Origin of the sequence: Microbulbifer sp. JSM ZJ756, assembly GCF_044383805.1 — a bacterium.
GTDB classification, from domain to species: Bacteria; Pseudomonadota; Gammaproteobacteria; order Pseudomonadales; family Cellvibrionaceae; genus Microbulbifer; species Microbulbifer zhoushanensis.
In genome coordinates this window covers 23,783-37,196 of the sequence record NZ_JBISER010000002.1, presented here as the reverse complement: position 1 = coordinate 37,196, position 13,414 = coordinate 23,783, and the positions used below count along the sequence as shown (strand labels likewise).

At 63.5% G+C, this 13,414-nt stretch carries 10 protein-coding genes; 2 read left to right on the top strand and 8 right to left on the bottom strand.

What is annotated here, in order from left to right; translation table 11 throughout:
• Nucleotides 1-16 precede the first annotated feature (16 nt).
• The 7 genes from ACH6CX_RS04095 to leuC form a co-directional block, all read right to left on the bottom strand.
• On the bottom strand, nt 17-3,136 hold the full coding sequence (locus ACH6CX_RS04095) for a FimV/HubP family polar landmark protein (protein ID WP_396674900.1): 3,120 nt from the start codon (nt 3,134-3,136) through the stop codon (nt 17-19).
• Between the two features lie 195 nt (nt 3,137-3,331).
• The gene (locus ACH6CX_RS04090) at nt 3,332-4,339 is read right to left on the bottom strand and encodes an Asd/ArgC dimerization domain-containing protein (RefSeq protein ID WP_232941457.1); all 1,008 of its coding nucleotides are present in this window, start codon (nt 4,337-4,339) and stop codon (nt 3,332-3,334) included.
• A gap of 122 nt (nt 4,340-4,461) precedes the next feature.
• Nucleotides 4,462-5,751 carry a hypothetical protein gene (locus ACH6CX_RS04085; protein ID WP_396674898.1) on the bottom strand — a complete coding sequence of 430 codons (1,290 nt, stop codon included), beginning with the start codon at nt 5,749-5,751 and terminating at the stop codon, nt 4,462-4,464.
• Between the two features lie 133 nt (nt 5,752-5,884).
• Nucleotides 5,885-7,000: an aspartate-semialdehyde dehydrogenase gene (gene asd, locus ACH6CX_RS04080; RefSeq protein ID WP_232941455.1), complete on the bottom strand. Its 1,116-nt coding sequence runs from the start codon at nt 6,998-7,000 to the stop codon at nt 5,885-5,887.
• 81 nt (nt 7,001-7,081) lie between these two features.
• Nucleotides 7,082-8,155 (bottom strand): 3-isopropylmalate dehydrogenase, encoded by a 1,074-nt coding sequence (gene leuB, locus ACH6CX_RS04075; RefSeq protein WP_232941454.1) that lies wholly within the window; start codon nt 8,153-8,155, stop codon nt 7,082-7,084.
• A gap of 88 nt (nt 8,156-8,243) precedes the next feature.
• Nucleotides 8,244-8,891: a 3-isopropylmalate dehydratase small subunit gene (gene leuD, locus ACH6CX_RS04070; protein ID WP_237063910.1), complete on the bottom strand. Its 648-nt coding sequence runs from the start codon at nt 8,889-8,891 to the stop codon at nt 8,244-8,246.
• Nucleotides 8,891-10,330 carry a 3-isopropylmalate dehydratase large subunit gene (gene leuC, locus ACH6CX_RS04065; protein WP_396674895.1) on the bottom strand — a complete coding sequence of 480 codons (1,440 nt, stop codon included), beginning with the start codon at nt 10,328-10,330 and terminating at the stop codon, nt 8,891-8,893. The genes leuD and leuC overlap by 1 nt, the downstream gene beginning before the upstream one ends.
• A gap of 157 nt (nt 10,331-10,487) precedes the next feature.
• Here leuC and ACH6CX_RS04060 point away from each other — a divergent pair, with 157 nt between their 5' ends.
• Nucleotides 10,488-11,375 carry a LysR family transcriptional regulator gene (locus ACH6CX_RS04060; RefSeq protein ID WP_232941451.1) on the top strand — a complete coding sequence of 296 codons (888 nt, stop codon included), beginning with the start codon at nt 10,488-10,490 and terminating at the stop codon, nt 11,373-11,375.
• A gap of 111 nt (nt 11,376-11,486) precedes the next feature.
• Nucleotides 11,487-12,224: a TIGR04219 family outer membrane beta-barrel protein gene (locus tag ACH6CX_RS04055; RefSeq protein WP_232941450.1), complete on the top strand. Its 738-nt coding sequence runs from the start codon at nt 11,487-11,489 to the stop codon at nt 12,222-12,224.
• A 78-nt stretch (nt 12,225-12,302) separates the two neighbouring features.
• Here the strand turns inward: ACH6CX_RS04055 and aroC are convergent, their stop codons facing one another.
• A complete protein-coding gene (aroC, locus tag ACH6CX_RS04050; RefSeq protein WP_232941449.1) occupies nt 12,303-13,400 on the bottom strand; it encodes a chorismate synthase in 1,098 nt (365 codons plus the stop codon).
• Nucleotides 13,401-13,414 lie beyond the last annotated feature (14 nt).

Here is a 13,414-nt window from a genome sequence, read left to right as displayed (position 1 = left end):
CCTCGCTGGCAGCGGCTTAAGAGAGGCGCTCCAGCATCTCGCGGGCCCGCGACTTGTACTCGTCACCGCCCTCCTCGGCCACCTCTGCGAGGATATCCCTGGCACCATCCTTGTCGCCCATGTCGACATACGCCTGGGCCAGCTCCAGCTTGGTGCTCAGCTCGTCACTGCCTTCCAGCAGGTTGAGTTCCGAGTCCAGGTCGCCTTCCAGGTCGAAATTCAGGTCGCCGAATCCGGCACTGCCGCTTTCAGCACCCGCCGCGGACGCAGCTGCACCACTGCCGGCGGTCTCGACTTCCGGCTCCAATGCGAGTGTAGAGGCTTCCCCAGTGCTTGCAGCTTCACTGCCCGCACTCGCCGCGTTGTCGGCGCCGGCGGAGAGCTCGCCATCGAACTCGTCCAGGTCGATGGAGTCCAGGTCCAGGCCGGAACCCATGTCGTCACCGAAACCCTCCAGGTCGTCCAGGGACAGGTCGTCGGCAGCAGCGGATTCGGTGGACAGGTCAGCACCTGTGTCCGCACTTGCAGTGTCGGTGGAGGGGCTCTCGAACTCCAGGGTTCCGAAATCGTCACCCGCAGTATCGCCTGCCGCAGGTGCGCCAGAGGAGGTGGAGCCAAACTCCAGGTCACCTGAACCGGCTTCCTCGCTCTCCTCCATCGGGGACAGGTCGAGGTCGAAATCCAGGCCACCGTCTTCCTGGCCCGCGTCCTGCCCGGCGATTTCGGCGCTGCCAAATTCATCGCTGCCGGCAGTGGTATCGGCACTGCTGAAATCATCGTCCAGGTCGAGCGACAGGGAATCCAGGGATTCCTGTTCAGCCGCTGCATCCTGCCCGGCATCGCCGGAACCCAGGTCCGCCGACATCAGGTCGTCGAAATCAAAGCTATCGTCGCTCTCACCTGCATCACTGCCAGCCTTGTCACTGCTGAAGTCGTCGCCCAGGTCCAGGTCGAGGGAGAAGTCCTCGTCGCCGCCGGCATCGGGCCCGCTGGCGAAATCACTGTCATCGCCCAGATCCATGGTCAGGTCGTCCAGCAGGTCGCTGCCGCCAGACTCCTGGCCGCCGGAGCTTTCGGCGCTGCCAAAATCACTGTTGAAGTCGCCGTCGAATGAGGAGCTCATATCGTCGAGCTGCATCGCTTCCAGGGACTCACTGGTAAAGCCATCCTCGGGCCCCTCGAAGGGGCCGGCGCCGTCGATGCTCTCACGCAGGCGCGCGGCACGGTCGGCGGCGGGGCCATCGCTGACGCTCAACAGCTGGCGGTAGTGATCGTCAAATTTGCCGATATCCTGCTGGTGCGCGTAGACCTCCAGCAGCATCAGGCGGGCATCGACATTGTTCGGGTCCTGCTGCAGGCCCGCCACCAGCTTGCCCTCGGCATCGCCGTACTGGCCCAGTGACAGGTGGATCTCGGCCTCGGACACGGGATCACCGGTATCGACATCGTCGAACTGGTCCATGTCGAAGTTATCCTGGGTCTCGAAGGACTCCACCGCGGCCAGGCTTTCATCTTTCTCGTCGATTTCCGGTGCGTCGGCGAGGGAGCGCTCGGCCGCCATCTCCGCCTCCACCTGGCGCATGGCCTCCTCTTCTTCCTTGCGGCGACGCCAGCTGACGAAACCGACGATACCCAGCAGGAGAACGCCGGCACCGATACCGATCAGCTGGATGTTTTCCATCAGGCGCTCAACCAGGGTCGGCTCCGGCTTGGTCTGCACGCTGACCACGCGATTGCGGGCATCCTCCGGTTGCGCGGCCTCCTCCGGCTCGGCTTCGGTTTCCCCGGCCTCGCTGGCGGCAACGTCACCTGTGGTTTCCCCGGCTGCCAGCTCCTCACCGGTAGCCTCTACACCATCAGGCTCCGTCGCCGCAGTAGCGTCCCCAGCGGACTCCCCGGCGGCGGCCTGCACCGCAGCCATCTCCTCGTTGGAGACCTCCACCAGGCGTTCCATGGTGTCGATCTGCTCGTCGAGCTCGGAGATGCGCTCTTTCAGTTCTTCATTTTCGAGCTGGGACTTGTCCAGCTCTTCCTCGCTGACCGCGAGTTCACCCTGCAGTGCCGCACTGTCTTCGGCGCCGCTGCCGGAACCGGACTGCACAGACTCGTTGTCACCCGGCGCGGCCAGGCTCACGCGACCCTCGACGGTGTCGCTGCTACCGGCATCATCGCTCGCCGCACGCGCGTCCAGCGGTGCGCCGGTGGCCTCTTCGGCAGCACCGATACGCTGGCGCCAGGCATCGTTCTGCGATGCCACCTGCGACACTGCGTCACCGCGGGAGACCGCGCGCACTTCAGCCACTTCCGGCAACCGCAGGACCGCGCCTTTTTTCAGCAGGTTGATATTGCCATCGATAAACGCTTCTGGATTGAGGCGCTGGATTGCCAGCATGGTCTGCTGCACCGAGACATCGCCATGGGTGCGGGAATCACGGGCGATTTCCCACAGGGTCTGGTTGGCGGCCACCGGGCCGTAAACCTGGCTGCCGCCGGTCTCAGCACCGCTCGACTGCCGCTCGAGCTCCATCGGCTCCTCGGCCGCAGGCTGCTGGGGCTGGGACTGGGGCTCAGGCTCGGGACGGGGCTCCGCTGGGGCCTCGCGGGTCGGCCGCGGGGCCTGCTCCTCAACCCGGGGACGCTGCTGTGGTGCGGGCGCGGGTTGCGGGGCTGCGGGCTGGCGACGCACCTGCTGGCGCTCGCGCTCGGCGGCGCGCACGGGTTGTTGTGCGGCGCTGCTGGAGAAAGCCGGCAGGTCCATCAGCAGTGTGTACTCCCGCAGCAGCCTGCCGCTGGGCCAGCGGGTTTCCACCAGGAAGTTCAGGAAGGGTTCGCGAATCGGGCGGTTACTGGAAACCCGGATTACCGGTTGGCCACCGGAGTGATCGACTTCGAACTTGAGATCGGTAAGCAGGTAAGTGCGGTCGACGCCGGCCCGCTCGAAATCATCGGGGTTGGCCAGGCGTACCTTGATCTCGCCATCGGCGAGACCGCGAGTCTGCAGTAGTGCAATCTGCGCTTCGAGAGGCTCATTGAGCGTCGAATTCAGTTTGATTTCACCCAGGCCGAGCGCCAGAGCCGCGTTGCCACTCAGTGCGCTGACCATACCCACAGCAAGCGCCAGCTTTCGCACACGCATATCCGATTCCCTTTATTGTTAGAATCACCGGCCCGCCAGCGGGTAAATTCCGCTCGACGCCGGTTTACTGTACAGTAAATATCCAATGAAGCGGCTGCCGCTTCGACTGCCTCTCACCGCTGGCGATTAAATCGCCACCCCCAAGCAAAGCAATGTTGAGAATACACCTTCACTATAACGGCTAAGTATTAAATATCAGTGGTTTTTTAGCAACAACTGGACAATCTGTACACAATTGATTGCCAGGTCTTTGCGCAAATTGTCGGATGCTGCACAAAAATTAATCTGCCGCCGGCTGAGCAGGCTCTGCCGCAGCCGTCCCACCAGGGTGATATCACCGCCGACGGAATCCTGTGCCGAGGGCCGCTCCTCCAGTTTCAGGCCGGTGCCGTTGCGCAGCAGCGCACGCAGCTGGTCCAGGTCCGCCTCTTCCTTCAGCACCACCCGCAGGTTGGCCAGCTGCCCGTGGAAAACCGATGCGGTATTGATACAGGCATCCACCGCAATATCCTCACCCAGCAGGCGCCGCAGGTCGTGTACCAGCGCCAGCTCCCGCAGGCTGTGGCCACTTTCCAGCAGGGCATCGCTGGAACTCAGCTGGTTGAACGCCAGCCGCTGGCCGACTTCCGGATCAATCTCCACATCCTGCGCGTTGAACATGCGAGCGGTCTGCGCCGCCATGGAATCGACCGCCGCCTTGCCCAGCGCGGACACCGGCTGGTTGAGCTGTACTTCCACCGCCTGTACACGATCCCGCAGTGGCAGCAGTGCCTCGGCCACCATGGCCGCGCCGGCGGCCGGCAGCGCCAGTACATGGCGTTCCGCGCCGGCAATGGCATTGGCATTGAGCAGCGGGTGCACCACCGCCACACTCTCGTCGCCGCGGGTATTGTCGGAGGCATCCAGCACCCAGGCCCCGGCGTCTTCTGCCGCAGCCAGCGCCGCCTGCCCGGCGGCACCGCCCTTGAGCAGCAGCACCACCTGCTGCGGGCCGAAGGCAAACTGCTCCAGCGACTGTACGGTGATGTTGCGGTTGGCGAAAACCTGCGGATCCACCTCGCTGTCCTCCTCGTCGAGCAGGCGCAGCTGCTCGGGCAGCACCGTCTTGCGTTCCTCGAGGATTTCCAGCAGTGGAGAGAAGGCGGCGTTATCCACCCCGACGATTACCAGTTCGCGGTCGGTTTCTGCGGCTTGCTCGGACATTGGATTTACTTCCAGAAATGGATTGCACTGAGAGAGGCCGCGATTATACCGATTGGCTTTTCTGTGACCAGTGAAGCAGGTCCGGCGATGCAATCCCTGGCGGCCCGCGGATACAGGATGACTCAGATAGGAAAGCGGAACCGGCCCCGGTCTCCCCCTGCCAGGCCAACGAACTCCACCGCTCCCCCGGCCTCGGTCAATGCGGCACCGGTGTAGGGGTCACGCAGCCCCGGTACCCGGACAGCATTGCCATCACGCAGGTAGGTCGCCCGGAGTACCGCACGCCGCGCACCCTCCAGGTCCGCGACGCGAACCCGGTAATCGGTGTAGTTGGGGTAGCCCCAGTCATGCTCGAGCAGCCAGCCCGTCAGGTTATAGGCCCGGAGGCCATCGTCCCCTGCCAATTCCAGCGGCCCTGCCGCCACCCGCCCCGGTAACTGGGACAGGGGGACATCCAGGTAATCGATCCAGGCCACCACCTTCCGCGCATGGCGATTCATCGAGTCCTGCACCTGGAACAGTGGGCGGGCAAGTAACTTCAGGGGATCCGCCAGGTCCCGCTCACTGAGCATCAATGTGATCAAGTTTGATCCATACCGCCACTCGCCAGCCATCACCCGCGACATGGAAAGTTCACTGTCGCCGAACGGGTCACGCCAGCTTTCGGGAACCCCCTCACCGCCAGCCCCACCGGCCCGGGCCAGGCGTGCCAGCACCACGTTCCCGGACTCAAAATGCCGGCGGATCGCAGCGGCGGCGATCATCTTGGTAATCAGCAGGTCCGATTCGCCCAACAGCAAACGCCAGAAACGAAGGTCCTGCTGCAGCATGGCCCGTACCCGCGCGGCATCGCCCCGGCCGGCAGCCAAGCGGGCCTCCGACATCAGCATTTTCTGTCCGTCCATGATCGACAGGAACGGCACGAACGGGATCGATGCATTCTCGGGCACCACCCCCCGCCATGCAGGTAATGCCACCAGCAACCGGTAGCGCTCCAGGAGCCAGCGCTCCGAGTCTATCCAGCTGGCGAGCTCGCTATCCGGCGATGTCATCGCCGCCATATGGCTCTGGGCAATCTCGGCGTGGGCCGCAGCGCGATCACGGGACCGGGAATAATACTCCCCGGGTGGGTGGTCCGGACCCGCGGCACCTCTTTCGCCCGCGGCGGCAATCCAGTTGAGCCGCTTGCGCCCCCATTCTACCGGTGAGTAACCGCGGGCTATCTCGAAACCACTGGCAAACACAAACGCATTGTCTGCATCGGCGATCTCCGGCCGCTCATCCAACAGCGCACGCAGTCGCTCAGCCTCTGGCCCCGGCGGCACATCGCGTAAATTGACGACGATCAATGCGCCATAAATCGCACAGATGACTGCGAGGGAGTAAGCGACAAGCCTGGCAACGCGTTTCATTGGGGATTCTCCTGGTAGCAAGCGCCATTGCCAGCGCGCTCCCCCTAAAACTACGAAGGGCCGCAGCGGCAGTCAAATGCCACGGCGACCCTTCGGGATCACTGGCCACCCGGGCGGGTGGCGCAGTGGTTGTTTACAGCTTACCCAACAGGATCAGCAGCACGCGGCGCAGCGGCTCGGCGGCGCCCCACAGCAGCTGGTCACCCACGGTAAAGGCGTTCAGGTACTCGGGACCCATACTCAGCTTGCGCAGGCGGCCCACCGGGATATCCAGCTTGCCGGTCACCGCGGTCGGGGTCAGCTGCTCCAGGGTAGCCTCGCGCTCATTGGGTACCACATTGACCCAGTCATTGGCGCCGCCGATCAGCTGCTCGATGTCGCCCATGGGAACATCTTTCTTCAGCTTCACGGTGAAGGCCTGGCTGTGGCAGCGCATGGAACCGATACGCACGCAGGTACCGTCCACCGGCACGGGGCTGTCGGTACCGAGGATCTTGTTGGCCTCGACCTGGGCTTTCCACTCCTCGCGGCTCTGGCCGCTCTCCATCTGCGTATCGATCCACGGCAGCAGGCTGCCCGCCAGCGGCGCGCCGAACTCGGCGGTGGGGAATGCGCTGGAACGCATGCTCTCGGCCACCTTGCGGTCAATTTCCAGGATGGCGCTGGCCGGGTCCGCCAGCTCGCTGGCAACGCCGTCGCGGATGGCCCCCATCTGGGAGATCAGCTCGCGCATGTGCTTCGCGCCGGAGCCACTGGCAGCCTGGTAGGTCTGGGCGGAAACCCACTCCACCAGGCCTTCCCTGAACAGGCCGCCGAGGCCCATCAGCATCAGGCTGACAGTGCAGTTGCCGCCGATATAATTCTTTACACCTGCGTCGATACCGCGGTCGATAACGCCGCGGTTCACCGGGTCCAGTACGATCAGGGCGTCGTCGTCCATGCGCAGGCTGGAGGCGGCGTCGATCCAGTAACCGTCCCAGCCCTTGTCACGCAGCTGCGGGTAGACCTTCTTGGTGTAGTCACCGCCCTGGCAGCTGACGATCGCATCCAGCTCCGCCAGCGCGTCGATATCAAAGGCGTCACCCAGAGGGGCCACTTCGCGACCGATGTTTGGCGCCTTGCCGCCGGCATTGGAGGTGGAGAAAAATACCGGCTCGGCGATATGGGTGAAATCGTTCTCTTCCAGCATACGGCCCATAAGGACGGAGCCGACCATACCGCGCCAGCCAATAAAACCTACTTTTTTCATTTCAATAATCCTGTAATTCCTGTGTGTCCGGTTCGCCTGCGACCAGGCTCCTGTAAAGATGGATTGACCTTGTTATTGAAATTAGAAAGCGGCCACCACTGCTGCGCCCATTTCCGCGGTGGATACCTTCCTGCTTCCCTCAGTGTAGATATCAGCGGTGCGCAGTCCGTCGTCGAGTACCTTGCTCACGGCCTGTTCGATCGCGTCTGCGGCCTCGCCCATTCCGAGCGAGTAACGCAGCATCATTGCCGCTGACAGGATAGTCGCCAGCGGGTTGGCAATGCCCTGGCCGGCAATATCCGGTGCCGAGCCGTGGCAGGGTTCGTAGAGACCGAAGCCGGTCTCGTTCAGGGACGCCGACGGCAGCATGCCGATGGAGCCGGTAAGCATGGCCGCCGCATCCGAGAGGATGTCACCGAACATATTGCCGGTCACCATCACGTCGAACTGCTTGGGCGCACGCACCAGCTGCATGGCCGCATTGTCGACATACATATGGGTCAGTTCCACGTCCGGGTACTCCGGCGCCAGCCGGTCCATCACCTCGCGCCAAAGCACGGTCACTTCCAGCACATTGGCCTTGTCCACTGAACAGAGCTTGCCGCCGCGCTTCTGAGCCGCCTCGAAGGCGGTGCGGCCGATGCGCTCGATTTCCGACTCGCTGTAGACGTAGGTGTTATAGCCCTGCTGCTCGCCGTTCGCGAGCAGGCGAATACCCCGCGGCTCACCGAAATAGATACCCCCGGTCAGTTCGCGCACGATCAGGATATCCAGCCCGGACACCACTTCCGGCTTCAGCGACGAGGCCTCGGCCAGCTGCGGGTACAGGATGGCCGGGCGCAGGTTGGCGTACAGGCCCAGGCGGCTGCGGATCTTCAGCAGGCCTTTTTCCGGGCGGATCTCGCGGTCCAGGGTATCCCACTTGGGTCCACCCACTGCACCCAGCAGCACAGCGTCGCACGCGCCGGCCTCGTCCAGGGTGGCGTCGGTGAGCGGCTCACCGGATTCATCGATGGCGGCACCGCCGATCTTGCCCTGCTTGAAGTTCAGGCCCAGGCCGAATTTCTTGTCTGCGGCTTCCAGCACCGCCACCGCCTGTTCGGTGATTTCCGGGCCGATACCGTCGCCCGGGAGGATCATGATGTTCTTGCTCACGAATCTGCCTTTTCTTGTGTGGGATACCATCGGCGGCATCCCTTTTCCCTCGCCATTCCGACCGCGGCCGGCCCGGCGGTTTAAGATTTTACTTCACTGCGTCAAACAGCCACGGCGCCTGCTCGCGGCGCTTCTCCTCGTAGGCGCGGATTGCATCCGCATCTTCCAGCGTCAGGCCGATATCGTCGAGGCCGTTCAGCAGGCAGTGCTTGCGAAACTCATCCACCTCGAACGGGATGGCGCTGCCGTCGGGCTTTACCACCTGCTGCTTTTCCAGGTCGATGGTCAGCGCGTAGCCTTCCTGCGCGTACATTTCCTCGAACAGCTGCTCCACCACCGCTTCATCCAGCACGATCGGCAACAGGCCGTTCTTGAAGCAGTTGTTGAAAAAGATATCGGCAAAGCTCGGCGCAATCACCGCGCGGAAACCGTAATCATCCAGTGCCCAGGGGGCGTGTTCGCGGCTGGAACCACAGCCGAAATTCTTGCGCGCCAGCAGCACCGAGGCGCCCTGGTAGCGCTCGAAGTTGAGCGGGAATTCCGGGTTCAGCGGCCGCTTCGAGCAGTCCTGTCCCGGCGCGCCCTCGTCCAGGTAACGCAGTTCGTCAAACAGGTTGGGGCCGAAGCCGGTGCGCTTGATCGACTTGAGAAACTGCTTGGGAATGATCAGGTCAGTGTCCACGTTGGCGCGGTCCATGGGGGCGACCAGGCCCTGGTGTTGGGTAAAGGCTTTCATCAGGCAGTCTCCCCTGCAGCTACAAACTCACGCACATCGACAAAGTGGCCGGCAATCGCCGCCGCCGCGGCCATGGCCGGGCTCACCAGGTGAGTGCGGCCACCGTAACCCTGGCGCCCCTCGAAATTGCGGTTGGAGGTGGAGGCGCAGTGCTCACCCGCGCCCAGCTTGTCGGCATTCATCGCCAGGCACATGGAACAGGAGGGCTCGCGCCATTCAAAACCTGCTGCGGTAAACACTTCGTGCAGCCCCTCTTTCTCTGCCTGCGCCTTGACCGCCTGGGATCCCGGGACAATCAGTACCTGCTTGACGCTGTCGGCTTTGCGACGGCCCTTCGCCACCGCCGCCGCCGCCCGCAGGTCCTCGATACGGGAGTTGGTGCAGGAGCCGATAAACACGCGGTCGAGCTGGATATCGCCAATCGCCTGGCCGGCACTGAGGCCCATGTATTCCAGCGCACGCTCGATACCCGCGCGGCGAGTCTGGTCCGCCTCGACAGCCGGGTCCGGGACCCGCGCATTCACCGAAGCCACCATTTCCGGCGAGGTACCCCAGCTTACCTGCGGCTCGATCTCTTCCGCCGCCAGCTCCACCACGGCATCGAAAACGGCATCGTCATCGGAATGCAGGCGGCTCCAGTTTTCCACCGCCCGATCCCACTGCTCGCCTTTCGGTGCGTAGGGCTTGTCCTTTACATAGTCCAGGGTGACCTGGTCCACCGCCACCATGCCGGCGCGGGCACCGGCCTCGATGGCCATGTTGCAGATGGTCATGCGGCCTTCCATCGACAGGCCCCGGATCGCCGAGCCACCGAACTCGATGGCATAGCCGGTGCCGCCGGCAGTGCCGATCTTGCCGATAATGGCCAGCACCACGTCTTTCGCAGTGACACCCGGGCCCAGCTCGCCGTCCACGCGCACCAGCATGTTCTTCATTTTCTTCTGGATCAGGCACTGGGTGGCCATCACATGCTCCACCTCGGAGGTGCCGATGCCATGGGCCAGCGCGCCCAGGGCACCGTGGGTGGAGGTATGGGAGTCACCGCAGACCACGGTCATGCCCGGCAGGGTGGCACCGGTCTCGGGCCCGATCACATGGACGATGCCCTGCCCCGGCTCGTTGATGCCGAACTGGACCACCTCGAAGTCGTTGCAGTTCTCGTCCAGGGTCTGCACCTGGATGCGCGACACTTCATCGCGAATACCGGCAACACCCCCGGCGCGCTCACCCGCGTGGGAGGGCACATTGTGGTCCGGTGTCGCCACCAGGGAGTCCTTGCGCCAGAGACCGCGACCGGCGAGCCGCAGGCCTTCAAATGCCTGCGGGGACGTCACCTCGTGGATCAGGTGGCGGTCGATATAGATCAGTGCGGTGCCGTCTTCGCGGCTCTTGACCAGGTGGTCCTGCCAGAGTTTGTCGTAAAGCGTCTGCCCGGCCATGGCCGTCTCTCCTCTTCTTGTGATTGGCGCAGTCTAGGCGGGGCGTTACATAACATCAATTTATATTTATTATAAGAACAAGTCGCATATGGAATGATTCTGGGGAACGCCATTGCGGCCCGGGATATCGATATTCACAACGAGTGGAGCAAGCAATTTGGAAATCCAGTGGCTGAAAGCCTTCCTGAGCATCGCCGAGCAGGGCTCGGTGTCCGAGGCCGCCGCAGAGCTGCACCTGACCCAACCCGCCGTTTCCAAGCGCCTGGCGGCCCTGGAGCAGCAACTGGGCACCCCGCTGTTCGACCGCATCGGGCGGCGACTGCAGCTGACCGATGCCGGCCGCGCGCTGTTGCCGCGGGCACGGCATATCCTCAACGAGGTCAGTGACGCCGAACGCGAACTCCGGGCCCTGGGCGGCGAGGTGGCCGGCAGCCTGCGTATCGCCACCAGCCACCACGTGGGGCTGCACCACCTGCCACCGGTTCTGAAGGCATTCAGTACCCGCTACCCGGACGTGGCGCTGGATATCGACTTTGTCGATTCCGAGCAGGCCTACGAGGCACTGATGGCGGGCGAGTACGAGCTGGCGGTGGTCACCCTGGCACTGAAGGAATACCCGAACCTGGAAGCCCGTGTCATCTGGCCCGACCCCTGCGTGGTGGTGGCGGCGCCCGAGCATCCACTGGCGCAACTGCCCTCCCTGGACCTGGCCGACCTGGCCCGCTACCCGGCCATCCTGCCGGACCTGAACACCTACACTGGCCGCCTGATCAAGCGCGAGTTCGACGCCCAGGGCCTGAAACTGACCGCCAAGCTGGCCACCAATTTCCTCGAGACCATCAAGATGATGGCCGGTGTCGGCCTGGGCTGGAGCGTGCTGCCGCAGACCCTGGTGGACGACAGCCTGGCGGTGTTACCCGTCGACAAACTGAATATCCTCCGCAACCTGGGCGTTATCAGCCATCGCGCACGCACCCTTAGCAATGCCGCCAGCGCGCTACAGCAACTGTTGCTGCAGGCCGCCGCGACGAACAAGCAGGAATAACCGGCGCAAAAATTGAGCAAGGTCACAGATTGGCCCAGAAATGTGCCCTTGACACGTTTGCAAGGGGAAAAAAATAGTAAACTGCGCGCCAATTCCAATAAGGAGGCAGCAATGAAAAAAACCAGCCTGGCCATCTGCATGGCCCTAGCCAGTGGCGCCGCCAGCGCCGACACCATCCTCGGCTTTGACGCCACTGCCGGCGTGTGGATGCCGTCCTACAGCGGCGACGTTGGCCAGGACAACTTCGATATCGAGGAATTCAGCCCGGCCGAGGACAATGTCACCTTCCTGCAGGCGGCGCTGGAGCACCCGATTCCCCTGGTGCCCAACATCATGCTGTCCCACAGCGGCATCGAGACCGATGGCGTAACCCGGTTGAGCGACTTCGTCGAGTTTGGCGATGAAACCTTCATCGCCGGTACCGAGGTTTCCTCCAATCTCGACCTGACCCATACCGACGCCACCCTTTACTATGAAATCCTCGACAACTGGGTGAACCTGGACATCGGCTTCACTGCTCGCCAGTACAGCGGCGAGCTGCAGCTGGACAGCGCCTTCCAGTCCGAGAACATCGAGCTGTCCGGCGTACTGCCGATGGCCTACGGCATGGCCCGCTTCGACCTGCCGTTCAGCGGCTGGTCCGTGATTGCCCAGGGCAATGCCACTGGCTACAACGGTGACTCCCACACGGACATCACTGCCAAGGTGCGCTGGGATTTCGCGCCGGCCCTGGACTTTGCCGTCGAAGGCGGTTACCGCAGCATGACCCTGGACCTGCAGGAGCTGGACGAACTGGAGAGCAACCTGGATATCAGCGGGCCCTATATCGGCCTGAACCTGCACCTGTAACCGGGCAGCGGGCAAACGAAAAAAGGCGGCCAGTTGGCCGCCTTTTTTGTGCTCGATGGTCTGTGCTCTCGGGCCCGGTTACGCCTGGCTGCCCACCGTTACCACGCCGGGGTTCACATCCCCGTTCTGGGCCCGCTGGCGCAGTACGTGGTCGATCAGCACCAGTGCCGTCATGGCCTCGGCGATCGGTGTCGCGCGGATACCCACGCAGGGATCGTGGCGGCCCTTGGTCACCACCTCGATCGGGTTGCCGTGCGTATCGATACTCTTGCCCGGAATCCGCAGGCTGGAGGTAGGCTTGAGGGCGATATGGGCCACCAGGTCCTGGCCGCTGGTTATGCCACCCAGCACGCCGCCGGCGTTGTTGGACAGGAAACCCTCCGGGGTGATCTCGTCGCGGTGTTCGGTGCCCTTCTGCTCCACGCTGTCGAAGCCGGCCCCGATCTCCACCCCCTTGACCGCATTGATGCTCATCAGGGCATGGGCCAGGTCCGCGTCCAGGCGATCAAAGATCGGCTCCCCCAGCCCGGCGGGCACGCCGCTGGCGTGCACCGAGATGCGCGCACCGATGGAATTGCCCTCCTTGATCAGCGCCTGCATGTACTCCTCCATTTCCGGCACCTTGTCGGCGTCCGGGCAGAAGAAGGGATTCTGTCCCACCTGTTCCCAGTCCAGCTTCTCCACCCGGATCGGGCCCAGCTGGGACAGGTAGCCCCGCACCTCGATACCGTACTGCTGGCGCAGCCATTTCTTGGCGATGGCACCGGCGGCCACCCGCATGGCGGTTTCCCGGGCAGAGGAACGCCCGCCACCACGATAGTCGCGGATGCCGTATTTCTGCCAGTAGGTGTAATCCGCGTGGGCGGGACGCACCTGTTCGGAGATATTGGAGTAGTCCTTGGAACGCTGGTCGGTATTCTCGATCAGCAGGCCGATGGGCGTGCCGGTGGTCTTGCCCTCGAACACGCCGGACAGGATCTTCACCGCATCCGCCTCGCGGCGCTGGGTGGTATAGCGGGAAGTGCCCGGCTTGCGGCGGTCCAGCTCCAGCTGGATCTCCTCGGCACTGATCTCCAGCCCCGGCGGGCAGCCGTCGACGATACAGCCCAGCGCCGGGCCGTGGCTCTCGCCAAAGGAGGTGACACAAAACAGCTTGCCAAAGGTATTGCCGGACATAGATTCGCTTCCGT

Bases quoted from the DNA above. Each gene is read 5' to 3' on its own strand.
- ACH6CX_RS04085 (WP_396674898.1), bottom strand. From the start codon at position 5,751: ATGAAACGCGTTGCCAGGCTTGTCGCTTACTCCCTCGCAGTCATCTGT.
- ACH6CX_RS04090 (WP_232941457.1), bottom strand. From the start codon at position 4,339: ATGTCCGAGCAAGCCGCAGAAACCGACCGCGAACTGGTAATCGTCGGG.
- aroC (WP_232941449.1), bottom strand. From the start codon at position 13,400: ATGTCCGGCAATACCTTTGGCAAGCTGTTTTGTGTCACCTCCTTTGGC.
- ACH6CX_RS04095 (WP_396674900.1), bottom strand. From the start codon at position 3,136: ATGCGTGTGCGAAAGCTGGCGCTTGCTGTGGGTATGGTCAGCGCACTG.
- asd (WP_232941455.1), bottom strand. From the start codon at position 7,000: ATGAAAAAAGTAGGTTTTATTGGCTGGCGCGGTATGGTCGGCTCCGTC.
- leuC (WP_396674895.1), bottom strand. From the start codon at position 10,330: ATGGCCGGGCAGACGCTTTACGACAAACTCTGGCAGGACCACCTGGTC.
- leuD (WP_237063910.1), bottom strand. From the start codon at position 8,891: ATGAAAGCCTTTACCCAACACCAGGGCCTGGTCGCCCCCATGGACCGC.
- ACH6CX_RS04055 (WP_232941450.1), top strand. From the start codon at position 11,487: ATGAAAAAAACCAGCCTGGCCATCTGCATGGCCCTAGCCAGTGGCGCC.